This window comes from Xanthomonas sp. WCS2018Noco2-27, from assembly GCF_031843525.1.
Taxonomy (GTDB): domain Bacteria; phylum Pseudomonadota; class Gammaproteobacteria; order Xanthomonadales; family Xanthomonadaceae; genus Xanthomonas.
Genome location: NZ_JAVTIK010000001.1, coordinates 477,690 through 502,271, shown reverse-complemented (window position 1 = coordinate 502,271; position 24,582 = coordinate 477,690). Strand labels below are relative to the sequence as shown.

Sequence of the window (24,582 nt, the reverse complement as noted above, 5' to 3'; positions counted from 1 at the left end):
GACGTGAATCACGCAGTGGTCACGTCCAACTCGCGGACCGCTTCTGCCGCGATCTCGAACGAACGCAGTCGCGCGGCGTGATCGTAGATGTTGGCGGTGAACAACAACTCGTCCGGGCCGTGGCGATCGATAAAGGCGGCCACGCCCTGCGCAACCTGGTCGGCATCGCCGAGCACGGTGCATGCCAGGGCACGCTCCACACCGACACGCTCATGCGGCTGCCAGAAACTGTCGATATCGTCGATGGGCGGCGGGATCTTGCTGAGCTTGCCGCGACGCAGATTGACGAAACTCTGCTGCTGGGTAGTGAACAATCGACGCGCCTGCGCTTCGGTCTCGGCAGCCACCACGTTCAGGGCGAGCATGACGTGCGGCTTGGCCAACTGCGCGGACGGGCGGAATTCGCGGCGGTAGATCGCCACCGCCTCGTCCATCGCATCGGGCGCGAAGTGCGAGGCGAACGCGAACGACAACCCCATCGCGGCAGCCAGCCGCGCACTGAACAGGCTGGATCCCAGCAGCCACACCGGCACATCGATCCCGGCGCCGGGGACGGCCTGCACCAACTGCCCCGGCACTGCGGGGGCGAAGTAACGCAGCAACTCCGCCACGTCCTGCGGGAACTGGTCGGCACCGTCGAAATAGCGGCGCAAGGCGCGTGCGGTGGGTTGATCGGTTCCGGGGGCGCGGCCCAGGCCCAGATCGATGCGTTGCGGGTACAGCGACGCCAGCGTGCCGAACTGTTCGGCCACCTGCAGGGGGGCATGGTTGGGCAGCATGATGCCGCCGGAACCGACGCGGATGGTCTTGGTGCCGCCGGCGACGTGGCCGATCAACACTGCGGTGGCGGCGCTGGCAATGCCCGGCATGTTGTGGTGCTCGGCCAGCCAATACCGGTGATAGCCCCAGCGCTCGGCGTGTTGCGCCAGATCGAGCATGTTGGCGAAGGCGTGGGTGGTGTCGCTGCCTTCGCAGACGGGCGCCAGGTCGAGCACGGAAATGGGCGTCATCGGACGGCTCCGGAACTAAGTGATGTCCAAGAGATGGGGCTGCCCGGGCAGCATTGCCAGTCGCTTGTCCGGCACTGAGGGGATTACAGCATTCCAGCAGCCGAACACCGGATGCGGGTGCGCGGCCTGCGTCATCAACAGTGGCTGACACCCCATCGTCGGCAGTCGTCAGGTAGGTGAGGACGGCGCGCAAGAACGGGAGTGCACGAGCGGTACATGCCCCGCCGGACACCGGGCACCGGCCTCGCCCGCCTGGCAGCTGCACAGTCGCTGTATCGACTGCTCTATGGACAGATGGCCGCGTCGCTGCAGCAGATGCCGCGACCTAGGCGCGAACCCATCGACCGCGCGACGAAGGGCCGGCGCTGCCGGATCAGGCCGCTGGCTATGATGCGGTTTGCCTTGCAATGCGACACCACGATGACCATGACCGCCCCGCCTGCCCATGACTCCGGTGCCGCTCAGATTTCCGCGCGCATCGACCGACTGCCGGCCAGCGCCACGCTGTGGCGGCTGGTCGGCCTGCTGGCGTTGGGCGGGTTCTTCGAACTGTACGACCTGTTCCAGACCGCCTACATCAGCCCGGGGCTGATTGCCGACGGCATTTTTGCCAAGGGTGCCGATGGCGTCTTCGGGATGTCGGACCAGGCCGCATTCGCCGCAGCGACGTTTCTTGGGCTGTTCGTCGGCGCCGCGCTGTTGAGCCCGTTCGCCGACCGCTTCGGCCGCCGTATGGTGTTCACCTTCGCGCTGGTCTGGTACACCGCCGCCACCGTAGCGATGGGTCTGCAGAGCACGGCCACCGGGGTCATCGTGCTGCGCTTTGTGGTGGGGATCGGGCTGGGCATCGAACTGGTGACCATCGATACCTATCTGTCCGAGCTGGTCCCGCGGCACATGCGCAGCGCGGCGTTCGCGTTTGCCTTCTTCGTGCAGTTCCTGGCGGTGCCCGCAGTGGCGCTGGCCGCGTGGCTGCTGGTGCCGCATGCGCCACTGGGAGTGAGCGGCTGGCGTTGGGTGGTGCTGCTGAGCGGTGTGTTTGCGCTGGCGATCTGGTGGTTGCGCAGCCGCTTGCCGGAATCGGCGCGCTGGCTGGCCGCGCAGGGCCGCCATGCCGAAGCGGACGCGGTGCTGAATCAACTGGAAGCGCGCTGCGTGCGCGATATCGGCGCGCCGTTGCCCGAGCCGCAACTGGCCGCCGCAGCGCCCTCCAGCCAGGCGCGGGTGTCGGCCTTGTGGCGGGCGCCGTATCGCGGGCGCATCGGCATGTTGGTGGTGTTCCACATTTTTCAGGCCATCGGTTTCTTCGGCTTCGGCAACTGGTTGCCGGCCTTGATTGCAGCGCAAGGCACCGGTGTCACCAAGAGCCTGGGCTATTCGTTTGCGATTTCGCTGGCCTACCCGCTTGCGCCGCTGCTGTTGCTGCGCTTTGCGCAGCGCTGGGAAAACAAGTGGCAGATCACCGCGTCGGCGCTGGGCGCGGTGCTGTTTGGCGTGCTGTTTTTGCTGCAGCATGACGCCATCGGCATGGTGCTGTGCGGGGCGATGATCGCGTTCTGCAATGCCTGGATGAGCTTTGCCTACCACGGTTATCAGGCCGAACTGTTCCCCACCGGATTGCGTGCGCGGGCGGTCGGGTTTTGCTACTCGTTCAGCCGTCTGTCGACGGCGGTGAGCAGCGTATTGATCGGCTGGCTGCTTGCCCAGGTCGGCAGCCATGGCGTGCTGACGTTTATCGTGATCAGCATGTCGATCGTTGCAAGCGTGATCGCCGTGTTCGGGCCGCGCACGCGTAATCGTGCGCTGGAAGAGATTGCGGGCTAGCGCCTGCGCAGTGGTGTGACAGCTCGGCGATGCACGCGGCTCACGTCATGCGCCGTGGCGTTTCACCAAGGCCGCGCTCTTGCCCTGCGGCTGCAAGACCGGTGTCTGTCCAAGTGCAACGGTGCGATCGGCCACCGAGGCCAGGCTGGTGCGATGCGAAACCACCACCAGCACGGTGTGCGGCAGGCGCTGTCGCAACGTGCACAGCAGCTGATGTTCGGCCTGCGCGTCGAGTGCGCTGGTCGCCTCGTCCAGCACCGCCAGGGTCGGCGCGCGCAGCAACACCTGCGCCAACAGCAGACGTTGCAACTCGCCACCGGAGAGGCGGCTTTCCGGGCCATTGATCGCGGTGAGCAAGCCGTGGCCGTCACGCTGCAACCGCGCGTGCAAACCGACCTCGGCCAGGACCTGCCACATGCGGGTCTCGGTGGTGCCCGGCAACGCCCACTCCAGGCAATCGCGCACGCTGCGCTGCCAGGGCCGCACGCCCTGGCCGATGTAGGCGCTGTGCCGGATCAGTTGCCGGTAAGCAGTGAAATCCAGCCGACGCCCGCCCATATGCGCATCGAACGCTGCCGGCGGCGCCTGCCCGGAGAGCACGTCCATCAAGCTGCTCTTGCCGACGCCGGAAGGCCCGACGATCAGGGTCATCTCGCCGGGCACCAGCAACAGCGGGCCGATATCCAGCGCGGGCAGCGGCGCCGCCAATTCGATGCGCTCGACATGTAACGCGGCCGGCAATGGCTGCGCTGCGTCGGCCGATGCCTGCATGCGCGGTGCACCCAGATCCACATGGCGCCGCCACAACTGCAGCGCCGGCCACGCAGAACGTAATTGCTGCACGCTCTGCCGCGTCGTCACCAGATACGGCAGCAAGCGACCAAGCAGCAGACTGACGGTGATCAGCGCGGCGCGGTCGGCGCCTTGCCATAGATTGGCCAGCACCAGGATGCCGGCAATTGCGGCTACAGCGGTGAGTTCCAGGACCAACCGACTGCTGGCCACCAGTTCCTGTTGCTGCGCGTAGCCCTGCCCCAACCGCGTTGAAATGCGTTCGTAGTGCTTTGCTTCGACCTCTTCGCGCTGAAACGAGCGCACATGGCGCAGGCGACGCGGAAAATCCTCGCTCAACCAGAACAGCTGCGTCATGTCGGCCACATAGTCGCGACTGATGCGTGCCTGCGCATCGCTGCTGGACAGCCGCACACCCAGCCAGGCCAGCACCAACAACAACGGCGTGGCAAACAGCAGCGCAGGTGCGATCAACACCGCGATGCACACGCTGACCACTGCAGTGATGCCTGCCACCAGCAACTGCAGCACCGCGCTGAAGCCTTGCGTTGCGATCTCGATGTTGTAGGTGAGCACGTTGGCGATTTCGGCCGAGCTGGCGCCAGCCAGTGCCGGCAACGGCGCATCGATCAAGGCGGCATGCACGCGCCGACGCAGGCCCACTGCATAGCGGCTGGTCAGGCGTGCGGCCAGGCGCGCCCCGCACCAGCGCAGCGCGGCGAACAACAGGCTCACCACCACGAACAGGCTCGCCTGCGTCGGCAGGCCACCCGGCAATGCGAGTTGGTAGCCGGCCAACTGCACGCTGTGACCGGGTTGCACTAGCGGCACCAGGCACACTGCAACGATACTGCCGACGCACGCGGCCGCCAGCGATAGCGCGACGTACAACCCGACAGCCGGCAGGTCGGCGGGCACCAGCGTGTCGATGAAGCTGCGTAGCGCTGCCTGATTCCGGCCGCTGTGTGCGGGCTTATGCATCGGCGCCGCCGTGCGCATGCCGTGCCGTTCGGCGCTTGCCATCCAGCGCATTGCACGCGCTTTCGATCGTGCAGGCCGTCATCGCAACACCCGCAGCACTGCCTCGACCGAGGCGTGCGGATGCGCGCCGCGACGCAGGGTAAACATCCCGACCCGCTGCACCTGCGCGACAAACCGCTGCCAGCCGGGCTGACCAGCAGCGTATGGCTGGTCGCGCGCCAGGGATTCGGCAATCTGCGTGACCGGCACCGGCACCAGGCCCGGTGCGGAGGCATCGGCAGACTGGCTGGACAGCATCAATACCGCGCTTAGCTGCAACGGCGTGGGCGCAAGGGTGGCATGACCGTGGCGAATATCGACCTCGTACTTTTCCACACCGCTGCGGCGACGAATGGTGGGCGCTGCGCCGATCCATGCGCGCGTGTGCGCATCGAGCAGGCCGAGCGATTCCGGCCGGAGATGCAGAAAGTTTGCAACCCCGGTGGTCAGCAGACTCTCCGGCGCCACGAACACGCCGTCTTCGGCGATGAACTCCAGGCCATGCAGCAGACTGTGCAGCGCTAGCGTGGATTTGCCCGCACCGCTGGCGCCAAGCAACAGCACACAGCGACCGTGCCGGCCCACGCAGGCACCATGCAAGGGCACCAGCCCGATGCCACGCGCGGCAAGCAGGAACACCGCAAATTCGATGAGTTCATAGCGCACGTGATAGGCATGCGCCAGCATGTCTTCGGACACCACCAGCATCGCGCGGCGCTCTGGTACCGAGAGCATCAGGTAATTGCAGGCATCCATGACGCCACACACCAGCCCGCCAACCGCATGCGTGCGCACCGGCGGCGGCGTATCGACCATGGCGCCCGGCGCGCGTGGCACCAGATCCAGGGTGAGATGAAACTGCGGCGCGGCAGGCAGGCAGTGCGCCGGCAGGCCCGCGTAGGCGGCATCGACCAACGCCAGCAAGGCTTCGCTATCGCTGTGAAAGTGGAAGAGCGCGCCGAGAATCTGCCGCTGTACGCTGAAACGACGCGCACGCTGCTCACCGAACGGGTCTGCCGCGAGAGTGTCCGGTGCAAAAGTGTTCGGCGGAACCACGCATGCGCGTTCGCTCACCGGCGTGTGTTGCGCCAACGCAGCCGACTGCGGCATGCCTGTCATCCATTGCATCGATCAGCCGGTGTGTGCTGATTCGCCTAAGAAAGGTTGCATCGCCGAATGCGATGTACCGCCGCCTTCCATCGACGCTGCGACGCATCGCAACAGCGCAACCAAAGGCGCCTGCGTGCGCACCTACTGCCGAGCCGAATGCCGGTGTCTGCGCACGCCACCGCTGCGCGTCATCTGGCGACAGAACGAGAGCCTTGTGCAGATGCTAAAGATCCAGGTCAGTCATTCGTATTTCTTGCGTTACGACCCAAAACAATGGGAGCGCGGCAAGCCGTATCCGCCGTTGGCCACCCTGCAGATTGCCGCATTGCTGCGCGAGCGTGGGCATGCGCTGAGCCTGTTCGACGCCATGCTGGCCGACGACGTGGAGGACTATGCCGGCGCGCTACATGAGGCGCAGCCGGACCTGGTGGTGTTCTACGAAGACAACTTCAATTTTCTCACCAAGATGTGCCTGAGCCGGATGCGCGAGGCCGCCTGCCACATGATCGGGCAGGCGCGCGCCGCCGGTTGCCGGGTGCTGGTAGCGGGCTCGGATGCCTCCGACAACCCAGACGTGTTTCTGGCCGCCGGTGCACATGCGACCTTGATCGGTGAAGGCATCGCGCCGTTAATCGAACTGATCGAACGCGTCGAGGCCAATCCGCAGATCGATGACCAGGCCTGGCTGGCGGGCGTTGCACGCATTGCTACCAGCGACCCTGCAGCAGTCCGCACACATCCCGGTGCGCAGCCACCGGATGCGCGTTTGAGCGGGCTGCCTGCCTGGGACCTGGTCGACATGCCGCGCTATCGGCAGTTCTGGCAGCAACGGCATGGCTATTTCAGCTTGAACATGGCGGCCTCGCGCGGCTGCCCGTTCCGCTGCAACTGGTGCGCCAAACCGATCTGGGGCAACCATTACAAACGCCGCGGCGCCGAAGATGTGGCCGCAGAGATGATCCATCTCAAACGCAACTTCCAGCCCGACCACCTGTGGATGGCCGACGATATCTTCGGCTTCCATATCGATTGGGTCGAGACGTTTGCGCAGCGTTTGAGCGAGGATGACGGCGCGATTCCCTTCACCATCCAGACCCGTGCCGATCTGGCCAGCGAACGCATGGCTGCCGCCCTGGCGCGTGCCGGTTGCGCGGAGGCCTGGATCGGCGCGGAAAGCGGCAGCCAGCGCATCCTCGACAAGATGACCAAAGGCACGCAGGTGGCCGAAGTAATCGCAGCACGCGAACGGCTGGGCGCACATGGCATCCGCGTGGGCTTCTTCATCCAATTGGGGTATCTGGGCGAAGAGCTCGAAGACATTTTGGCCACGCGCGCACTGGTGACACAGGCCAACCCCGACATCATCGGCGTCAGCGTGTCGTATCCCCTGCCCGGCACCAAGTTCTATGAAGAAGTGAAGAACCAGTTGGGCGGCAAGACGCATTGGCAGGACAGCGACGACCTGGCCATGATGTTCCATGGTGCCTACGACTCGGAGTTCTACCGCAGCGTGCGCAACCTGCTGCATACCCAGGTCGACCTGCAACAGGCACGCGCAACGATGACGGCCGACGCCCTTTCGCAAGCGTCAGAGCAACTGGAAGCGCGTTGGGCCGCACTGATCGCATCGGAACATCTCCACCGCACCGAGCCGCTTGCCACCCTGGCGACGCGGCAGCCACGGCAGCTGGAAACGCTGCTGGTGGGCTGATCAAACACGGCAGCAAGCGGCCGCCAGATCACCATCATGTGGTATGCGCGGAAACCCCATTGCAGCACTGCTGCAATGGGGTCACGCCCTGTCAGCAACGCCACTCACAATCAGCATCGCTATCCCGTTCGCCAACCTGTTCGACTTTCCGGATCACCTGCATGCAGCCTTCGCTTCGCACCATCAGACATGGCCTGCACACTGCCACCGAGCAGCTGGCGCACGAGCTGGCGCAGCCTGGCGACAACGCGCCGCAGTGGGACCGGCTGCAGTGGCAGCTGGCCGCGGCGGCTGCGGCGGCGCATGGCGTGTCGCCGTTGCTGCAGCGGCGCTCGTTGTGGCAGAACGCCGAATGGACGGCCTTCCTGAGCGAGCAGCGCAGCCATGTCGAAGACCGGCACCGACGTATCGCGCTGCTGCTGACGCAGATCGACGCGGCTGCACGCAGCGCCGGCATTGCGCTGGTGGGACTGAAGGGCAGCGCCTTGCATCGGCTTGGCGTGTATCTGCCCGGCGATCGTCCGATGGCCGACATCGACTTGCTGGTGCAGCCAGAGGACGCGGCTGCGGCGGCAGCGCTGCTGTGCGAACTTGGCTATGTGGCGTCGTTCGAACAATGGAAGCACCAGGTGTTCAAACCGCTGCAGGGCGATGCCGTTGCGGGCCTGGGCGAGCACCGCGACTCACCGATCAACATTGAGCTGCATACGCGCATCCAGGAACGCCTGCCGGTGCGTAGCGTGGACATCACTGCGCTGGTCTGGCCGGAGCGCGCGCAGCCGGGACTGAACCCGTATCCCTCCATCGGCGCCTTGATGCGTCACCTGCTGCTGCATGCCGCTGGCGGCATCTGCCATCGCAGCATCCGGCTGATGCATCTGCACGATCTGGCATTGTTGGCCACGCGCATGGGGCCACGCGATTGGCAGGAGCTGTGGGAAGACCCGGCGATCTCGCCATGGTGGGCACTGCCGCCGTTGTTGTTGTTGCAGCGCTACTACCGCGCAGTGGTGCCAGCGACGGTGATGGCGCGCCTGCATGCGCAGTGTCCGCGACTGCTGCGCATGCGCGCCGCGCGGCAAACGCTCACCACCGCCTCGTGCTCGAACTTGTGGTTGTCTGCACTACCCGGCATCGAGTGGTCGGGTTCGCTGCGTGAAGCGCGCCAGTATCTGCGACAACGCGTAGTGCCGTCGGAAGAGAGCCGCAAAGAGCGGGCCGACATGTTGCAGACGCAGTTGTGGCTGCAGGGCCAGCCGTGGGTGCGCCAGACCCAGGCACGTCGTCTGATGACTAGGCTGACCCGGCCTGTCCCGCGCACCGACATGCTGTATGTGGTGCGTGCCGCGCTCGATGGATATCTGCAGCCTGCATAAGGCTGCATTGGTGTCCTGTGGAATGCCGTGCTTGCGTCTGATGTCTGCGTTGGCGCGGAACATGCGCCGACACCCCGGCCTTGCATGCTGCGTTGATCGCCGCGTTCAAATTGGCTGACCAAAGCAGCGATCAGTGGATGCTTCGTGCTTAGCCACGCTACATTGCCTCTGGACTACATCGTGCGTACTGGCTGCGCCCGATGTGTCGTTGAATCGCGCCCTCGAGCGCGATCAAAGCAACGTGGCGAGCAGTCGCCAGGTGGATATGGGCGGCGCGCGCAGCACCGCCGTGCACGCGTGCCATATGCCGAACCGAGTACCAGCTTTACCCGCCTGGTAGCTGCGCAGTAGGTTTGGGGGTCGCTCTACTTTGTTGGGCCCAGCGGCCGGCGCTCGCATAACTGACGGTAGATCTGCTCGAACAGACGCGTGGTCATGGCCGCGTCTTCGCGCACCGCGCGGCACTGCGCCGCCCATGCCAGACGCAAACGCAACTCGTCGTCGCCGAGCACTTGCCGGATCGCCTCGGCCATGCCCGCCCAATCGCCTGGCGGCACCGCCAGCGCTGCGATCGGCGCCCATTCCACTAAATGCCCGACGGCCGTACCGACGGTCGGAACACCGGCCACGGCCGCTTCCAGCAGCACCATCGGCCCGGCTTCGTGCAGGGACGACATCACCAGCAGATCGGCCGCCAGCATGATCGGGCGCAACTCGCGCTGGGTTTTGAAACCCAGAAAACGCACCTGCTCCTGCAGGCCCAGCTGCTGCACTAGGTGCTGCATGGCACCGTCCAGCGTGTCGACACCGACCATGTCCAGCGTAAAAGCCACACCGGCCCGTTTGAGTGCGGCCATCGCGCGCAGCAAGGTGCTCTGGTCCTTGACCAGATTGAGGCTGGCCACGTGCAGCAAACGTGCAACCGCGCCTTCGCGCGGGCGCGGTGGGACGGGCTGCCAGGCACGCAAATCCACCCCTAACGGCACGCGCTGCGCACCGATACCGAGCGCTTGCAACGAATCAATGATCGGCGCGCTGGCAGCGGTAACACGATCGGCCAAGCGCAGGATCACCGCTTCGCGCAGGCGTCCGCGCCACCGCCGCCGGCCGCCATAACCGATGGCATCCAGCGCGACCAGCTCACCGCCGGCGATATGCACCACGCTGGGACGTCGCAGCAGCCTTGCCGCACTCACCGCGATCAGGCTGCAATAGCCGGAAAAGATTGCCTGGATCACCGCAAACGGCGCACGCCGATGTTCTTCGACAATGGCGCCGATGGCACGCAGGCGCGTGCGTCGCGCGCCGATGTTGTGCACCTTGGCACCGCGCAGCATCCAGCTATCGGGCAAGGGTTCCTGATGCAGCACGAACACGTGCACTTCGTGGCTGCGTGCCAGCCATTCGATTAAAGTCAGAAACACCGGAATCACTCGCACATCGCCGCTGCGATCCACCCCGCCCGGTACCACCAGCGCCAACTTCATCGCGTGTGCGCTCGCAGTGGTTTCAGCAGGCTCGCATACGCCTGCGCCCAGCGCTGCCCCACTGCCGCGAACGACAGCCGCGCATCGAAGTGCGCCCGCACCTGCGCACGGCTGGGCCGCTGCCGCGCTGCGCGCAACAACAATTCCGACAATGCGCTGGCATCACCCACCGGCCAGAGTTCACCGACCGCGCCGTCATCACTGAGTGCACGGAAGGCCGGAATATCGGTCAATAACGGCAGGGCGCCGCAGGCATAGGCTTCCAGCGCGGCATAGCCGCAACTTTCGGCATGGCTGGCGGACACGAAGACATCGCTCGCCTGCAACAGCGTCTGCACGCGCGCATGCTCGACCTTGCCCAACAGCTGCACGCACCCCGCCAGACGCGCATCGTCGCGCAGCCGCTGCTGCACCTGTTCCAGCAAGGGCGCCTGGTCGAACACGCACCACAGCCGCAGACCGGGCAACAGGCGCGCCGCCCTGGCAACCGCATCGAGCACGCACAGCGGGTCCTTGGCTGCGCTCAGATGGCCCACCCATAGCACACATGGGTCGCCATGCAGCTGCGTGTGCTCGCGTGCCAGCAGGCGATCGCCCGGCACAAAGCGGCTGCTGGATTCGGGAATCGCAAACAGCTGCGTGCGGCGTTGAAACAGACGCGCGCGCAGAAACGGCTGCGCCATGTCCAACGAGGTAAACGCGATGCCGGCAGCGGCGCGATAGCGAGCCCGCCACACCGCCCTACTCCACCACCGCGGCGAGCGATTGGCATGATCCTGCAGCAGGATCGGCACATTCGGCAGAAGGCGCGCAAGCCTGCGCGCATCACCGGCGAATTCCAGGCCATGCACATGGATCACGTCGGCGTCGATCTCGCGCAAGAGCACCGACAACGTGGTTGCACGCGCGGCGCTTCCGCGCAAGCCAAGATCGACAAAGCGATAGTCCACGCCCTGCCGTGCGATACGCGCGTTCAACGCAGAGGCCTGGATCACCGAAACGCGTACATCTACGCTGGCCACCGCCTCAGCAATGTCGGCAAGCGAAGGCCATTGCACAAACACCTGGTCGGCGCTCAGGCCGGCCGGCGTCGGCACCAGATTGAGCTGTGCGACATGTCGTGTCACGGTGCGATCGCCGCTGGGCTGGCGCGCTGTGCGGAGTGAACGTCGCCGCCCTCCACGCAGCACCACAGCAGATCCTGCTGAGGTCCTATGCCACGCGTATTGCGGAGGGACAGCCCCGGCGCGACGCTCACGCGAGACGCCGCAGCCGCAGCACCAGCGCCACAGGTACCTGCAGCGCCGCCTGGTCGAAGCGCGCGCCAGCGGGGATATCGGCCGGGTCCAGCATCGGCTCGGCGACCGCTTCGATCGCGAAGCCCAAGGCCACGCATGCCGAATGCCAATGGCTGTACAGATGCTGGGTGTGGCGCACCGCATAGTGCTGGCCATCGGCCTTGAAATCGCGGCGCCAACCCAATGCATGGCCGATGGGATGCACGTCGCTGCACAACACGATGCCGCCGATGCGGGTGATGCGATGCAATTCTTCCAGCGCCGGCCACAGCCGCTGCAGGTGCCCGACCACTAGGCCGCACACACTGAGGTCGGCAACCGCATCGGCAAGCGGCAACTGGTCCAGACTGCCCTGCTGCAGCTGCACCCGCGCAGCTGGCCAATGCTGCGACAGTTCGGTTTGGGCGCGCGCGAGCATCTGCGGCGACAGATCGACACCAGTGACATGGCGTGCGCCACGGCGTAACGCATGCAGCATGTAGCGGCCACTGCCGCAGCCGGCATCCACGACATGCTGGTTTTGCAAGGTAGCGGGCATCAAGCCAAGCATCGCGCGCTCTTCGGCCTGCATCACCGGGTTGTGCGCGTGCGGCGGATACGCCTGGGCCCACAACGCATACGCTGCGTCAGGTTCGAGTACCGGAACCGCGCTCACGACGCGACGCCCATCGCTGCCATTGCGCTCGACGCTTGCTGGAGGTCCTGCACCCGTTGCAGGCCGGGTTCGAGCGCTAGTACTGCCGGGTCGGCCAATGTGGCGTCCAGCAATTTGGGGCGTCCATCCAGCACCACCGGAACGGTCTGGATGCCGGCGGCGTCGAACCACGACGCAAAATCCGGATCGGCGATGCGTGGTTTGCCATCGCGAATCACCGCACGCAACTCGCTGCGTTCGCAGCCAATCACGCTGCTGGCAGGCTCGCCCCCGCGGTCGCGCACGATCACCAGATCCGCAGCAGCGCCAGGCGCGATGCGTCCACGTGTTGGCATGCGCAGAATGCGTGCCGATTGCTCGGTCGCCAGGCCCAACAGCAGGTCCGGCGCCAGCCCGCTGCGGGCGGCGATCCGCAGTTCTTCGAGCAGATCGCGCGCGCCACTGACGCGCGAATCGTTGCCCAGCGCCAGCCGCCCGGCCATGCACAACCGCCATGGATCGAGCGTGCGCCCCAGCAGCGCCAGATTGCTCGACGGGCACCACACCACCGCCGCGCCACGCGCGATCACCCGCTCGATATCCTGCTCGCCCATGCCCACACCGTGGATCAGCACCGTGTTGGACGCCAGGCAACCGAGCCGATCCAGATCGTCGAGCTCGGCACGCGCCACTGCGTCGGTGCCTTCGGCCAGATGGATCATCCACGGGTGCGCCGCCGGCGTTGCCGCAAAGCTGCCCTGCACCGGCGGACCGTAGCCGGTCCAACCCAATGCATAACTCCAACCGAATTCGTGCAGCACGCTGACCGGAAAATCGACCTCATCCAGCGTGGCATGCCAGGGGTCGTGCTGCGCCACGCAGGTCACGCCGGCGAGCAGATTCTTCAGGCCGCCATGGCGCAAGCGCACCGCTTTGGGCACGCGCAATGCCGCAGCCACTTCCGGATGTTGAAAGTGCGCCTGAAATGCTTCGATCCATGCGTAGCTGTTGGCGAACGGCGCACCCTGCGGCAGCGGCGGCACACAGTTCACCTGCAAGTGCTCGTGCGCGTTGATCAGGCCCGGCGCCAGCACATGCCCCTGCAGATCCAGACGCAAGGTCCCGGTGCCCAGCGTGCCACCGAAGCGGCCCGCGCGCAGGTTCACCGCTGCGCGCGACGGCCCCGCGAGCGTGATCGATCGCGCACCCTGCAGACAGACATCGGCCATGGACATGGGCATCTCCACTCAGCGCTTGCGCATCACGATCAGGAAGTGATCGCCCATGTCGCGCAACAGCGGCAACCCACCGAAACGGTCGTCCAGCCGGCCAAGGCGCTCGGAGACGCGCGGATGGCGCTCGCAAAACTCCACCAGATACGGCGGCGGAAGGAACAGGCTCAGGGCACGGTAGCTGTCCAGCACGAAGTGCTTTTCGAACGCGCGATAGAACTCGCGCGGCAGGTGGTACCAGGTCCAGATGGTGTGGCCGTTCATGCCCACCGCGGTTGCGCCCTTGGCCGCACGCACCGCCGCGCGCTTGAAGCGCCCACGTAATGCGTAATGGCCGATTTCCCACGGGCAGATGCGCCCGATCACCGAAAACACCAGGCAACCGTCGGCACGCAGCAGACGCGCGCATTCGGCGGCCACCGCCGGCAGATCCGGCGCGCAATTGAGCGGGCCGAAGTTGGAATACATGCCGTCGAAGGTGCCCTCGAGCTGGTCGAGCTGTTGGATGCCCACATGCGCAGCCGCCAGACGCTCCTCCAGACCCTGCGTCACCGCGCGGTGGCGGGTGCGCTCGATCATGGCCGGCGACCAATCGGTGGCCAGCACGTTGTAGCCGCGGCGCGCGAACTCGCCCGCATCCAGACCAGTACCGCAGCCCAGATCCACCAAGCGCGAGCCGACCGGCAACTCGGCAGCCACCGTGTCCCACAGCGTGGTGCGCATGCGCTGGATCAGCGCGTTGTTGCCGCGCGGACCGTCGTAATCGGGGGCGACGCTGTCGAACGCGCGCTGCGTCTCCAGCAACTGCTCCGGCGCGACCGTCCCGCCGCGCGCGGCATGCTCACTGACCACTGACATGCATCGCCTCCCCAACCCGTCCTGCTGATTTCACGACACTCTCCAGACGCGGTACCGCCAACGCGGTATCGCTTGATAGACCCGTGAGTGCCAGCACTAGTCGGTTTGGTTGCAGTCCGACCGCGCGCGAGCAATGCCTGGATGGACTAGCGACAGATCCAGCGTTGACAAGAGGCCGCTGGCAGCGCTGCGCGTATCAATCACGACATGCCACGCCTACACGTGCCAACGGCGGGCGCTATCAAGGATCGGCCCGCCACTTCTGACGCACGCGCAGTGGACGGCGACGAGCGCTCATCATGGAGCGGCTGCCAGAACGTTGGGAGTAGTTTGCACGGCGCACCCAACGCCGGAGCGGATGCATGGTCCATGCCGCACCGCCATGCTGCTTCGCGCCCGCATGGCGGTGCGCGCAGTCGTGTTTGTTAGCTCTTAAGCGATGGCACGAGCGCCTTCAGCACGACGGCGACGCCAGGCATTGCGCACCACTGCCACCAGCACGCCCAAGCCCGCTCCACCGAGCAGACCGACCGCCCAGACCATCACCGCATTCGGAAACGCCCGCTGCTCGGGCACATACAACGGCCACGCCAGCGAGGTTTGATAGGTGTAACGCGCGGTCAGCCGCGCGATCAGATCATCGCGCTCGCTCTTGATCGCGCGGATGGTGGCGGTGTTGTCGGTCAGCAACACTCCGGCCAGCACCTGCGCCGGACTTGCTGCGGTGCCGGCCTGCAGTTGCTGTTGCAGCTGCTCACGATTGAGCATGGCAACGCGCAGATCCTCGTCAAGCCCCTGCAGGCGAGTACGCGCCAGCGCGAGCGCAGCGGTATTGGTGTCGCCATGCAAGCTCTGCAATGCAGTAACGGTGGCCATCGCCAACGTGCGCGCCTGCTGCACCGACTCGGCACGAATAGTCACACCGATGAGATTGGCATATGGGTCCGGATCCGGCTTCAGGCTACCGCGATACAGCTGCGCGGCACGGCTCTTGAGCGGCACCCCGGCCTGGTGCAAGACAGCGTCCTGAAACAGCCGCGTCTTCATGCGATCGATCACCCGCTGGAACGGCTCGACCTTGGGGTCGCGGCCGGCAGGCGTGGGGCCGATCTCGCCCACCTGGATCCATGCGGTGGCATCCCATTGCGGCTTTGCCACGCGCAGGAAGACGAACGTCATGCCTAGCACCAGCACCAACGCAGCCAGCGCCCAACGCCATTCGCGCCGCAGGATGCGCCACAGATCGATCAGATATATTTCGTCGTGTTGATTCATGGTACGCAGGCTCTGATACGTGACAGTGGGTTGCCGCGCTTACGCGACAGATGGGGGTACTGCATGGCGGGTGGGCAACAACACGGTGCAGGCGTGCAGCACCAAACACAGCGCAATGAAACCAAAGTTGGTCCAGGTGAACGCCTGAGGCGCGAATGGCGACATCAGGCAGGCGTAAGCAATACGCAAGAAGATCAGCACGTGGAAAATCGATAGCGAGCCATTGAGGCGACGGACGCTCCACACCAGGCCGGCATACAACGCCAACAGCGCCAGCAACGCCCCCGGCGCGCCCCAGGCCATCAGAAACGGAAAGAACTCCGTGCCCACATTGATGTTGGGCGCATCCAGTGGAATGCTGGTATCGGCGGTGGCAATCGAACCACTGAACGGCACCAGCTGGTTGATCAGAAAACTGGCGTTTTCGTAGCCCTTGGCCAGGATGGCGCCAAAGTTGTACGGCCCGGCACTGATGTACAGCAGCAGCCACTGCACGCCCTGCGGCATGGCACGGTAGAACGCGCTGAACGGCAATGCCACGGTCGCCAGCGAGCCGGAGCGCAAGGCACCGAGCACCGAGAACACGCCGCCACCTGCCAGCACCAGCACACCGATGGTCTTCCACGGCAACGTGCGCGCCGGGTCCCGCCGCAACACCATCACCAGCACGAACGAGAACAGGCCGGCAAAGATCCGATTGCGGTCGATCACCACAATCGGGAACACAAATCCAAACGTCACCATTGCCGCGCGCAGGCCGCGATGGCGTACGCAGAGCAACGCAATCGGCGGCAGGATCCAGCACATGTTGGAGATATGCCGCACGTGCGAACGCAACGGGCTCAAGGTGGCATAGGACGATGGATCGCTGAATAAGGGAATCGGAAACACCACCACATCGACAATGCAAAACACCGTGACCACGGCTGCCAGCGTCATCGCCAGAAACGCATCGCGGGTTCCGGCATAGCGATGGCGACGTAAACGTTCGAAGCTCGGTAACTTGGTTCCAACCACCAAGTCCAGAACGAACACGCCAATCGCCGCCGCAAGCAGCCAGACGAGTCCTTGCGAGTATCCAGGTGGAAGTTCGTAAGTGACAGCTGTGATGAAACAGCTGATGACGATGGGGATAGCCAAGTACGTGTAAGGCCTCCGCATCAACGATCCAACCGTGATGGTCACCCCAACACCCCTGTCTTCGAACTGCACAGAGCAATGAAGTTCCTGACCGAATGTGCCGCGAGGTGCCAAAGGACGGAGGGGTATCTTCTTCGCAAAAAAGAGATCTTTGCGTGTATCAAACTCAACTTGGCACGCAGCATCCACGACTCGACACCCGTGAATAGATCACAGCTGCGCGCTGCAACCCTTGCGAACTCACTCAGATTTTCCAATCGCCTCTCGACATCTCGCGTCTTACTCACATTGGTCTCATGCAACCGATATGCACACACGGCGACGTCAATGAACCCTAGATGATCGCCGGCAACCAATCGAAGAAAGAAATCCCAATCCTCGATCCTGAGCGTCTCATCCCACGTCATCCCTTTATCGAAGGCGCTACGCCTGAGCATCATGACGGCGCCACTCACCGCCCATTCGCTGATAACAGCTCGACGGATCCCTGCATCGGATCCGTACAATTTCTTGTTAGCCAAGTGAAGGTCGCGCATCGCACTTTGGTGCAATTGCCTGCCCTCCGCATCGACAACGATCGCATCGCCAATGACAGCGGATTTACGGAAATTGCCCTCAAGATAAGCGACCTGCCTGCCGAGACCGTCTCGAATCAGATAGTCGTCACTTGCAACGATGCGCAGATAGTCACCCCGCGCACATCGCGCAGCCTCATTCAGCGTCGCTGTCACACCGCGATTCGCGCGCTGCACGAACTGCACCGGCAGCCGATGCCCGTGAGCGGCGATCCACTGGGCGATCTTTTCGCCGGTGGCATCGCTGGAGCCATCGTCGATGATGACGATCTCCTTGCACGGGTACGGGTCCTCCAACACGCTGTCCAGGCAACGCTGCACGAAACGCTCATGGTTGAACGCGGGGATCAGCACCGACACCAACGGCCCGCGCGCGCGCCCTGCCGGCTGCGTGCAGTCGTTCATGCCGGCTGCACCAGATAGCGCCGTACCACCACGATATTGAACAGCAGATACAGCACGTAGTTGGCGACAAAGGCGTACATCGCACCGATCAGCCCGAAGTACCCGGTAAACAGGTACACCAACCCCAGATAGCTGGCGGCGAACACGCATTCGGACACCACGAACAAGCGCGTCATGGCCTTGGCCAACATCACATACGACAACACGAAGGCGGCGATCTTGACCACATCGCCCACCAGCTGCGGGCCGTACAGCGCTCTGGCCGCAGCAAACTGCGGGTCGAACAACAGCCAGGTCACCCAATCGCGGCAGACATACACACCCAACGCCATCACGATCACCGCCGGCATCACGTAACGATACGCAGCGCGCAGCTCGCGCCCCAATGCGGCACGCGCATGCAGCGAGGCCAGCTTGGGCAGGTAATACACATTGATGGCGGTAGTGAAAAACAGCAGGTAGGCATCCGACACCCGGCTCACTGCCTGCCAGTAGCCCACCTGCTCCCACCCGAACCGGGCAACAAGATGGTTGCGCACCAGAATGATCACCAGCTGCGGCACCAAGGTGGACGTGAGCGTCATCACCGAAAAGGCCGCCAGCCTGCGTGTCATGACGGCATCGAAGCGCGGGCGCAACATCTCGCGCCGAAAATATGGGCTGCGCCGCAGCGCCGGCACCCCCGCCAACAGCCACACCACCTGCCCCAGCACCAGTGCGAGCAATGCACCCTGGAGCTGCGCCATGCTGGACAGCCATGTAACCAGCGTAACGCTGATTACCGCGCCGCTCACCTGCACGATGGCCAGGCGGCGCACATCCATGAAACCGTTGATCACCGCAAGAATGTAATTGACCAGCGCGATGCCCAACTGCGCGACTGCCAGCACGCAAATCAGCGGTTGGTAGCTGGCATCGCCCAACAACCGCTCGGCAAGCAACCCGCTGAACGCCACCGCCAGCACCGCCAGCACGCAAGACGCACAGAACGCGTACCACAACGCCGCGCTGAGCAAGCGCGCCTGGGCCGGCGGGTCGTCGCGGTACTCGGCGACGTATTTGACGATACCGGCGCTGATGCCACCGCCCGCCAACACCGCCAGCACCGACATCACATTGAGGAACTGGCCGAGTCGCCCCACGCCCTGCGGCCCGGCGTAGACGGCCACCAACTTGACCACCACCAGCGCAGCGAGCAACTTCGCCAGCGTCGCGACGCCGGTGTAGGCGCTGCTGCGCACCAGATTCATGCACCTGCACCGAACGATTGGCAGGCGGCGATCACGCGTTCAACCGACGCTGTATCCAGCGCGGGGCCCATCGGCAGACTCAGAACTTCGGCGTGCAGGCGCTCACTCACCGGCAAACAGGCATCGCCGAGCGTTGCGTAGGCCGGCTGCCGATGCGGCGGCACCGGGTAATGAATCTGGGTATGGATGCCATGGCGCAACAGATGCGCCTGCAAGGCATCGCGCTGCGGGCTGCGCACCACGAACAGATGCCAGACATGCTGTTCGTCGGAGACCACTGTCGGCAGGACGATCAAGGGGTTGTCGATGCCTTGCAGGTAACGCCGCGCCACCGCGCGCCGCAGCGCGATCTCTTCGTCCAGATAGCCCAGTTTGACGCGCAGCAAGGCGGCCTGCAGCTCGTCCAGGCGCGAGTTCACACCCTGGTAGAGATGGTGGTACTTCACCTCCGAGCCGTAGTTGCGTAGCGCGCGGATGCGCTCGGCCAATCGCGTATCGGAAGTTACGACTGCGCCGCCATCGCCCAACGCACCAAGATTTTTCGTCGGAAAGAAACTGAACGCGGCGGCATCGCCGAAAGCACCTGCGCGCTTGCCCTGCACCGTTGCACCATGCGCTTGCGCTGCATCTTCGATCAGCAGTAACCCGTAGCGATGCGTCAGCGTCTGCAGCGCCGCCATGTCAGCCAGCTGACCGTACAAGTGCACCGCCATGATGGCGCGGGTGCGTGGCCCGATCGCCTTTTCCACACTCGCCGTGTCCATATTGAAGGTGACCGGGTCCGGCTCCACCGGCACCAGCACCAGATGGTTCTGGCTGATCGCCAGAAAGGTCGCGATGAAGGTATTGGCCGGCACGATGATCTCATCGCCCTCGCGTAGTACGCCCAGCTCGCGGTAGCCGCGCAGGATCAGCGACAACGCGTCCAGCCCATTGCCCACCCCGACCGCATGCGCCGCGCCGCAGTAACTGGCGAACTCCTCTTCGAATGCAGCCAGCTCCTGGCCGAGCACATACCAGCCAGCATCGATCACCCGCGCGGCAGCGGCTTTGAGTTCATCCGCGTAACGTGCGTTGACCGCGCGTAAATCCAGGAACGGCACATCCATCAAGCCGACCATTTACGACTGCGCTCCCAGCAGTGCGATCCTGCCCGCGACAATGCTGGCGTGTGCACTCAGCTGTTCCTGTTCCCCACGCGCTTCGCCCAGAAACTCATCGTAATCCAGGATGTAATCGCCCGGGTCGTAGAGCTGGTCGGCCAGCACCATCAGCACGCAGTCGGGGCTGAAATGGTGCAGGTCGCGCCATACCATGCGGCCCAGCAGCAGGCCTTGCGAGGGGTCGTTCAAGGTCACCTCGGTCGGGCCATCGCCCTTGCCTTCGTCCAGCAGGATCGTCACCGAGCCATGCAGGGCCACCGCCAGCTGATTGAGCTGGCGATGCGCGTGCTGGCCGCGGTGGACGCCGCTGCGAGTACCGAACAGGTAATACACGCGGCGTATCTCGAACGGGACATTGCGCTGCTGCTCCAACGAAATGAGCAGGCCACGATCGTCGCCGTGGGTATGCAACTGGATGGGTTCGAAGGCCATGATCCGGGGCGTAAGCGCTGACTGCACGTAGTGCGACATGCCTGAGTGCGCCGGGATGCGTGAAAGGTTGCGCGACGTCACGACCCTGCGAAGCCACGTGCGTGCAAGCGCAGCTTCGCCTTCGAGCGCATTCCGGAACGATAAAAATTCGTTGTGGCGACGCAACCTTTCATCGGTAGCTCCGCACATATCGGTGCACGTTCACCTGGCCGCAGTTCCGGCCGGCGTGGGGAGCCAGGCCTGGCAGCGCAGCACGCACTGCCGGAACCAACGACCACCACCGGTGAGGACACCAACCAGATGCACCCATCCCCCCAGGCGCCCGACACGGCAGCCACCGGCAGCGCCACAGCGCTGCCCTCCTCGACACAGGCCGCGCCTGCGGCGGGTGTGACGCCTTTGCCCAAACCGATGCGGGTGCTGCACTGGCTCACCGTGCTGTGCCTGGTGATGGCGGCCAGCCTGATTCTGCTGCGCGCCGAGCTCGATGGACGCGCATTGCGTCAATGGCTGCTCGAAGGACATCGCCATTTCGGCCTGATGGTGCTGCTGTTGTTCGTGCTGCGCGTCGGCCTGCGGCTGCGTTTGCGCACGCTGCCACCCGGCCCGCCCGCATCTTTGATCACGCGCCTAGCCGCAGGCGGCACCCATCTGGCGATGTACGGGTTGATGCTCGCGCTGCCGTTGATCGGCTGGTCGCTGAGCAACGCGTTCGGCAAGACCGTCTATCTGTTCGGACTGGCGCTGCCGAATCTCATCGAGGCAGACCCGGATCTGGGCGACACCCTGGGCGTGTGGCATTTGAATGCCGCCTGGGCGTTGCTGGCATTAGTGACCCTGCATATCGGCGCTGCGCTCTGGCATCACCTGGTGCTGCGCGATGGCCTGCTGTACCGCGTGCTGCCGGGCAAGCGCGCATGAGTCGCCGCACCTCCCTCGCCCTCGTCCGCTCTCTCTCCGTTGAACCCCGCACCGTCGAACAAGGACTTTCCATGCCTATCTCCCAGCCTGCTCCGCGCCGCGCCAGCGCATCGCGCACCGCTTCTCTGACGTCCTTGTTATGCGTGTCCGGCCCGTTGTTGCTGCTGGCCAGCACGCAGGCACAGGCGATTCCCTCGTTCGCCCGGCAGACCGGTTCTTCGTGCGCGGATTGCCATATCGGCTCCTATGGTCCGTCGCTGACGCCCTACGGCATGCGCTTCAAGCTGGGTGGCTTCACCGATACCAATGGCGAAGGCACCAAGATTCCGGTGTCCGGTCAGCTCACCTGGGCGCGCAGCAATCCCAGCCGCGGCGACAGCACCGCACGCCTGACCCAGGCCGATCTGTATCTGGCCGGCCGCGTCAACGACAACATCGGCGGCTACTCCAAGATCCGCTCCAACAACAGCGGCAACGCCACCTTCGATACGCGCCTGGACGATGTGGATCTGCGCTTTGTCAGCAAGCCGTTCCAGATGGCCGGCAAGGACACCATGATCGGTGTCAGCGTCAACAACAATCCGGGCATCTCCGACCCGATCCATGTGTTGCCCAATGCTTCCACCCTGACGCCGGCCTCCAACGGCGGCGCGTCCACCATGCTCAGCTCCTCGTCGCTGTCCAACCGCGTCATCGGTGCCAGCGTGTACGGGTTGTACGACCGCAACTGGTACGGCGAAGTGGGCAGCTACAGCGCGTTGTCGCCGTCTGCACAGGATCGCCTCGGCTGGCCGATCAACGGCGACCCGGGCAAGCTCAGCGATACCAGCTATGCCCGCCTTGCCTATATGAAGGACATGAAGCGGCAGTTCTTCTCGGTCGGCCTGACTGCGCTCAACACGCGCCGCCAGCGTCCGCGCAACGGGCCCAGCGACGACCTCACCGACTTCGGCTACGACCTGACCTATCAGTTCCTGGGCACCCGCGAGCACGTGATGTCGCTGGCCTACGTCAACATCTACGAGCGCCGCAAATACGGCACCCCGCTGATGTCGGCCGACCCGACCATGCCCGCGCTGGAGCGCGGCAACGTGCGCGATCAGACCATCAGCATGAACTACGCGTTCAAGCAGACCTACGGCGTGCTGGCCGCGCACATGATCAACACCGGCTCGTTCGATGCGGCGCGTTATTCGCCGGTGGGCATTCCGGATACCACCAGCAACCTGATCCTTCTGTACTGGACCCCGTTCGGCAAGGAAGGCACCTACACCACGATCGCCAACCTGCGTCTGTCGGCGGGCTGGTTCCGGTTCGACAAGTTCAACGGCAGCACTTCCAACGTGTTCCGCGGCCCGCCGATCACCAACCCGCGTGATCTGGACAGCTTCACCATGTCGGTCAATCTGACGTTCTGATCCCCCCACACGTAAGGACCCCCATGAAGTCATTCCACCCAACCCTGTTTTGCGCGTCGCTGGCCGGCCTGTTGCTGGCCGGCGCACTGCTGCCTGGCTCGGCACGCGCCGCCGATGGCAAGAGTGTGTTCATTAGCGAATGCGCCGAGTGCCACAGCGCGACGCAGGGCAAGAACAAGAAAGGCCCGTCGCTGTTCGGCATCGTCAACCGTCCCGCAGCCACCGTGGCGGACTTCAGCGGCTACTCGGCCGATCTCAAGGCAAGCAAGCGCACCTGGGATACCGCCAGCCTCAAGGACTTCCTCAAAAAAGATTCCAAGGCCACGCTGCCGAATACGAAGATGAAGTACGAAGGGCTTGAAGACGACAAGGAACTCGACGCCCTGGTCACCTACCTCAGCACCCTGCGTTGAGGGTGTGCCGGCCCGCCTTGGCACCACTGGCCGGGCCGGCACGCATGGCGCAAGCGTAATCGGCGCGGTCCGAAGGGATGTGCCGGTGTGCGGTATCGCCCGCGCAGGCCTGAACGCGGCGCGTGCCATTGTGAGGATCGCTTCAAGCCCGGTACAGCGTGCCGGCCGCAGTGTCCGCGGCCTGCATGCGGGTCACCGCTGCACCTGCAAAGGTGCACGGCCCGCGTTGCCTGACACGAACCCTTCGCGTATACGGACGGAACCGCCACAGACACGGCGGTCTCGCCCCGCGTGATGGGTCACCATCGCGCACCGCTACGGTCCACGTCCCACGCCCTTGCCGAACGTTTCGCCCGCCAAGCCGTCCCCTTGCCGACCGCGACGCCACACCGTCTGCGACGGGCAGCCATTGCCCGCGAGTGGCTCGGCACGACAGCCGCGCCTTCCCATCCTGCCGAGGATGCCTTGCCAGTTACAGCGGTGCCGGCAGCTGGGGTTGCGTCGCGCGTTGCTGCTTGCGCTGGTCATGGGCCCCTGCGGCACTGCAATGGCAGACAACGTCGGCGGCGCAGTGGCGGTGGCGTCCACCTTGATCGACCGCGGCATCTCCATCGCACCTAACCGCGTCACCTTGCAGGCAGCCGGCTATTGGCTGCCCTCGCCCGGCTGGTCGATATCGGCCTCCGCGGCGCTGCAGTCGCCCTCCTTTAGCGACCCGGTGGCGCTCACGTTCCAGGGCGCGCGTGGCTGGATGCTGGGCGATCGCTGGCAGATGCAGGCCAGCCTGCTGTATTACGCCTATCCGGCCGACCGCCAGTCGCGCAGCTTCGACCGCCAGGAAGCCAGTCTGGCCTGGTCCTACCGCGACACGCTCACCTTCTCGCTCTCCAGCTTCAATTTCCCGCGCGCGCAACGCTCGCCCTGGAACATGGTGGTCGACGTCACCGCCAACGTGCCGCTGACGGGGGATTTCAGCCTCTCGGCCGGTGCCGGCATCTCGGACTTTCCGGCGATGTCCTACGGCGCCCAGAGTTCCGGCCGCTATCGGTATGGGCAAGTGGGCCTGAAGTGGAGCCGCGCGGCATGGACAGTGAAGCTGGACCGGGTCGTCACCAGCAACAACACCCCGCGCGCGCAAGGCGGGCCCGGCGAAACGCCGTGGGTGGGCATGGTGTCCCGCAGTTTCTGATTCAACCGCAACCTTTCGCCCGCCTGCGGGCACCTAGAGGTGTCCTACC

At 64.8% G+C, this 24,582-nt stretch carries 20 protein-coding genes, 1 other RNA gene and 1 pseudogene; 7 read left to right on the top strand and 15 right to left on the bottom strand.

The window, feature by feature from the left end; genetic code table 11:
• Nucleotides 1-8: 8 nt before the first annotated feature.
• Nucleotides 9-1,010: an LLM class flavin-dependent oxidoreductase gene (locus RQH86_RS02210; RefSeq protein ID WP_115511972.1), complete on the bottom strand. Its 1,002-nt coding sequence runs from the start codon at nucleotides 1,008-1,010 to the stop codon at nucleotides 9-11.
• Between the two features lie 142 nt (nucleotides 1,011-1,152).
• Nucleotides 1,153-1,228, bottom strand: a non-coding RNA gene (locus RQH86_RS02205) — sX9 sRNA.
• Between the two features lie 208 nt (nucleotides 1,229-1,436).
• On the opposite strand from RQH86_RS02205, the gene RQH86_RS02200 reads away from it, so the two are divergent.
• Complete coding sequence (locus RQH86_RS02200; protein WP_311238443.1) at nucleotides 1,437-2,834, top strand: MFS transporter; 1,398 nt, start codon at nucleotides 1,437-1,439, stop codon at nucleotides 2,832-2,834.
• A 45-nt stretch (nucleotides 2,835-2,879) separates the two neighbouring features.
• Here RQH86_RS02200 and RQH86_RS02195 read toward each other — a convergent pair whose 3' ends face one another.
• Nucleotides 2,880-4,607: an ABC transporter ATP-binding protein gene (locus RQH86_RS02195; protein WP_055846148.1), complete on the bottom strand. Its 1,728-nt coding sequence runs from the start codon at nucleotides 4,605-4,607 to the stop codon at nucleotides 2,880-2,882.
• A 78-nt stretch (nucleotides 4,608-4,685) separates the two neighbouring features.
• Complete coding sequence (locus tag RQH86_RS02190; RefSeq protein ID WP_055844364.1) at nucleotides 4,686-5,756, bottom strand: hypothetical protein; 1,071 nt, start codon at nucleotides 5,754-5,756, stop codon at nucleotides 4,686-4,688.
• A 156-nt stretch (nucleotides 5,757-5,912) separates the two neighbouring features.
• On the opposite strand from RQH86_RS02190, the pseudogene RQH86_RS02185 reads away from it, so the two are divergent.
• Together RQH86_RS02185 and RQH86_RS02180 are read left to right on the top strand one after the other, a co-directional pair.
• Nucleotides 5,913-7,467, top strand: a pseudogene (locus RQH86_RS02185) (radical SAM protein).
• A gap of 161 nt (nucleotides 7,468-7,628) precedes the next feature.
• On the top strand, nucleotides 7,629-8,843 hold the full coding sequence (locus RQH86_RS02180; protein WP_311238444.1) for a nucleotidyltransferase family protein: 1,215 nt from the start codon (nucleotides 7,629-7,631) through the stop codon (nucleotides 8,841-8,843).
• Between the two features lie 365 nt (nucleotides 8,844-9,208).
• Here RQH86_RS02180 and RQH86_RS02175 read toward each other — a convergent pair whose 3' ends face one another.
• From RQH86_RS02175 to RQH86_RS02125, 11 genes are all read right to left on the bottom strand, one after another.
• Nucleotides 9,209-10,330, bottom strand: coding sequence for a glycosyltransferase family 4 protein (locus tag RQH86_RS02175; RefSeq protein WP_311238445.1), 1,122 nt, complete (start codon nucleotides 10,328-10,330; stop codon nucleotides 9,209-9,211).
• A complete protein-coding gene (locus RQH86_RS02170; RefSeq protein WP_055844372.1) occupies nucleotides 10,327-11,457 on the bottom strand; it encodes a glycosyltransferase family 4 protein in 1,131 nt (376 codons plus the stop codon). Before RQH86_RS02170 ends, RQH86_RS02175 begins: the two co-directional genes overlap by 4 nt.
• Before the next feature lie 127 nt (nucleotides 11,458-11,584).
• Entirely contained in the window at nucleotides 11,585-12,283 is a 699-nt protein-coding gene (locus RQH86_RS02165) for a methyltransferase domain-containing protein (RefSeq protein WP_055844375.1), read from the bottom strand.
• Complete coding sequence (locus RQH86_RS02160; protein ID WP_311238446.1) at nucleotides 12,280-13,497, bottom strand: amidohydrolase family protein; 1,218 nt, start codon at nucleotides 13,495-13,497, stop codon at nucleotides 12,280-12,282. The genes RQH86_RS02165 and RQH86_RS02160 overlap by 4 nt, the downstream gene beginning before the upstream one ends.
• Nucleotides 13,498-13,509: 12 nt before the next feature.
• Nucleotides 13,510-14,352, bottom strand: coding sequence for a class I SAM-dependent methyltransferase (locus RQH86_RS02155; protein WP_311238447.1), 843 nt, complete (start codon nucleotides 14,350-14,352; stop codon nucleotides 13,510-13,512).
• A 432-nt stretch (nucleotides 14,353-14,784) separates the two neighbouring features.
• Nucleotides 14,785-15,627 (bottom strand): Wzz/FepE/Etk N-terminal domain-containing protein, encoded by an 843-nt coding sequence (locus tag RQH86_RS02150; protein WP_311238448.1) that lies wholly within the window; start codon nucleotides 15,625-15,627, stop codon nucleotides 14,785-14,787.
• A 39-nt stretch (nucleotides 15,628-15,666) separates the two neighbouring features.
• A complete protein-coding gene (locus RQH86_RS02145) occupies nucleotides 15,667-16,788 on the bottom strand; it encodes a hypothetical protein (RefSeq protein WP_311238498.1) in 1,122 nt (373 codons plus the stop codon).
• 20 nt (nucleotides 16,789-16,808) lie between these two features.
• Nucleotides 16,809-17,747, bottom strand: coding sequence for a glycosyltransferase (locus RQH86_RS02140; protein WP_311238449.1), 939 nt, complete (start codon nucleotides 17,745-17,747; stop codon nucleotides 16,809-16,811).
• Nucleotides 17,744-18,997 carry an O-antigen translocase gene (locus tag RQH86_RS02135; protein WP_311238450.1) on the bottom strand — a complete coding sequence of 418 codons (1,254 nt, stop codon included), beginning with the start codon at nucleotides 18,995-18,997 and terminating at the stop codon, nucleotides 17,744-17,746. The genes RQH86_RS02140 and RQH86_RS02135 overlap by 4 nt, the downstream gene beginning before the upstream one ends.
• Nucleotides 18,994-20,106: a DegT/DnrJ/EryC1/StrS family aminotransferase gene (locus RQH86_RS02130; protein WP_311238499.1), complete on the bottom strand. Its 1,113-nt coding sequence runs from the start codon at nucleotides 20,104-20,106 to the stop codon at nucleotides 18,994-18,996. The genes RQH86_RS02135 and RQH86_RS02130 overlap by 4 nt, the downstream gene beginning before the upstream one ends.
• Nucleotides 20,107-20,118: 12 nt before the next feature.
• Nucleotides 20,119-20,592, bottom strand: a complete 474-nt coding sequence (locus tag RQH86_RS02125; RefSeq protein WP_115528259.1) for an FdtA/QdtA family cupin domain-containing protein — start codon at nucleotides 20,590-20,592, stop codon at nucleotides 20,119-20,121.
• Between the two features lie 300 nt (nucleotides 20,593-20,892).
• Here RQH86_RS02125 and RQH86_RS02120 point away from each other — a divergent pair, with 300 nt between their 5' ends.
• The 4 genes from RQH86_RS02120 (at nucleotide 20,893) to RQH86_RS02105 (ending at nucleotide 24,533) form a co-directional block, all read left to right on the top strand.
• Entirely contained in the window at nucleotides 20,893-21,513 is a 621-nt protein-coding gene (locus tag RQH86_RS02120; RefSeq protein ID WP_115528260.1) for a cytochrome b/b6 domain-containing protein, read from the top strand.
• Nucleotides 21,514-21,584: 71 nt separating this feature from the next.
• A complete protein-coding gene (locus tag RQH86_RS02115; RefSeq protein WP_115527578.1) occupies nucleotides 21,585-22,931 on the top strand; it encodes a cytochrome C in 1,347 nt (448 codons plus the stop codon).
• Between the two features lie 23 nt (nucleotides 22,932-22,954).
• Complete coding sequence (locus RQH86_RS02110) at nucleotides 22,955-23,344, top strand: c-type cytochrome (protein WP_055844416.1); 390 nt, start codon at nucleotides 22,955-22,957, stop codon at nucleotides 23,342-23,344.
• A 460-nt stretch (nucleotides 23,345-23,804) separates the two neighbouring features.
• Nucleotides 23,805-24,533, top strand: coding sequence for a hypothetical protein (locus tag RQH86_RS02105; RefSeq protein ID WP_311238451.1), 729 nt, complete (start codon nucleotides 23,805-23,807; stop codon nucleotides 24,531-24,533).
• Nucleotides 24,534-24,582: the final 49 nt, after the last annotated feature.

Bases quoted from the DNA above. Each gene is read 5' to 3' on its own strand.
- RQH86_RS02145 (WP_311238498.1), bottom strand. From the start codon at position 16,788: ATGCGGAGGCCTTACACGTACTTGGCTATCCCCATCGTCATCAGCTGT.
- RQH86_RS02105 (WP_311238451.1), top strand. From the start codon at position 23,805: ATGCCTTGCCAGTTACAGCGGTGCCGGCAGCTGGGGTTGCGTCGCGCG.
- RQH86_RS02115 (WP_115527578.1), top strand. From the start codon at position 21,585: ATGCCTATCTCCCAGCCTGCTCCGCGCCGCGCCAGCGCATCGCGCACC.
- RQH86_RS02210 (WP_115511972.1), bottom strand. From the start codon at position 1,010: ATGACGCCCATTTCCGTGCTCGACCTGGCGCCCGTCTGCGAAGGCAGC.
- RQH86_RS02175 (WP_311238445.1), bottom strand. From the start codon at position 10,330: ATGAAGTTGGCGCTGGTGGTACCGGGCGGGGTGGATCGCAGCGGCGAT.
- RQH86_RS02190 (WP_055844364.1), bottom strand. From the start codon at position 5,756: ATGCCGCAGTCGGCTGCGTTGGCGCAACACACGCCGGTGAGCGAACGC.
- RQH86_RS02195 (WP_055846148.1), bottom strand. From the start codon at position 4,607: ATGCATAAGCCCGCACACAGCGGCCGGAATCAGGCAGCGCTACGCAGC.
- RQH86_RS02140 (WP_311238449.1), bottom strand. From the start codon at position 17,747: ATGAACGACTGCACGCAGCCGGCAGGGCGCGCGCGCGGGCCGTTGGTG.
- RQH86_RS02155 (WP_311238447.1), bottom strand. From the start codon at position 14,352: ATGTCAGTGGTCAGTGAGCATGCCGCGCGCGGCGGGACGGTCGCGCCG.
- RQH86_RS02110 (WP_055844416.1), top strand. From the start codon at position 22,955: ATGAAGTCATTCCACCCAACCCTGTTTTGCGCGTCGCTGGCCGGCCTG.
- RQH86_RS02180 (WP_311238444.1), top strand. From the start codon at position 7,629: ATGCAGCCTTCGCTTCGCACCATCAGACATGGCCTGCACACTGCCACC.
- RQH86_RS02125 (WP_115528259.1), bottom strand. From the start codon at position 20,592: ATGGCCTTCGAACCCATCCAGTTGCATACCCACGGCGACGATCGTGGC.
- RQH86_RS02135 (WP_311238450.1), bottom strand. From the start codon at position 18,997: ATGAATCTGGTGCGCAGCAGCGCCTACACCGGCGTCGCGACGCTGGCG.
- RQH86_RS02150 (WP_311238448.1), bottom strand. From the start codon at position 15,627: ATGAATCAACACGACGAAATATATCTGATCGATCTGTGGCGCATCCTG.
- RQH86_RS02130 (WP_311238499.1), bottom strand. From the start codon at position 20,106: ATGGATGTGCCGTTCCTGGATTTACGCGCGGTCAACGCACGTTACGCG.
- RQH86_RS02200 (WP_311238443.1), top strand. From the start codon at position 1,437: ATGACCGCCCCGCCTGCCCATGACTCCGGTGCCGCTCAGATTTCCGCG.
- RQH86_RS02160 (WP_311238446.1), bottom strand. From the start codon at position 13,497: ATGTCCATGGCCGATGTCTGTCTGCAGGGTGCGCGATCGATCACGCTC.
- RQH86_RS02120 (WP_115528260.1), top strand. From the start codon at position 20,893: ATGCACCCATCCCCCCAGGCGCCCGACACGGCAGCCACCGGCAGCGCC.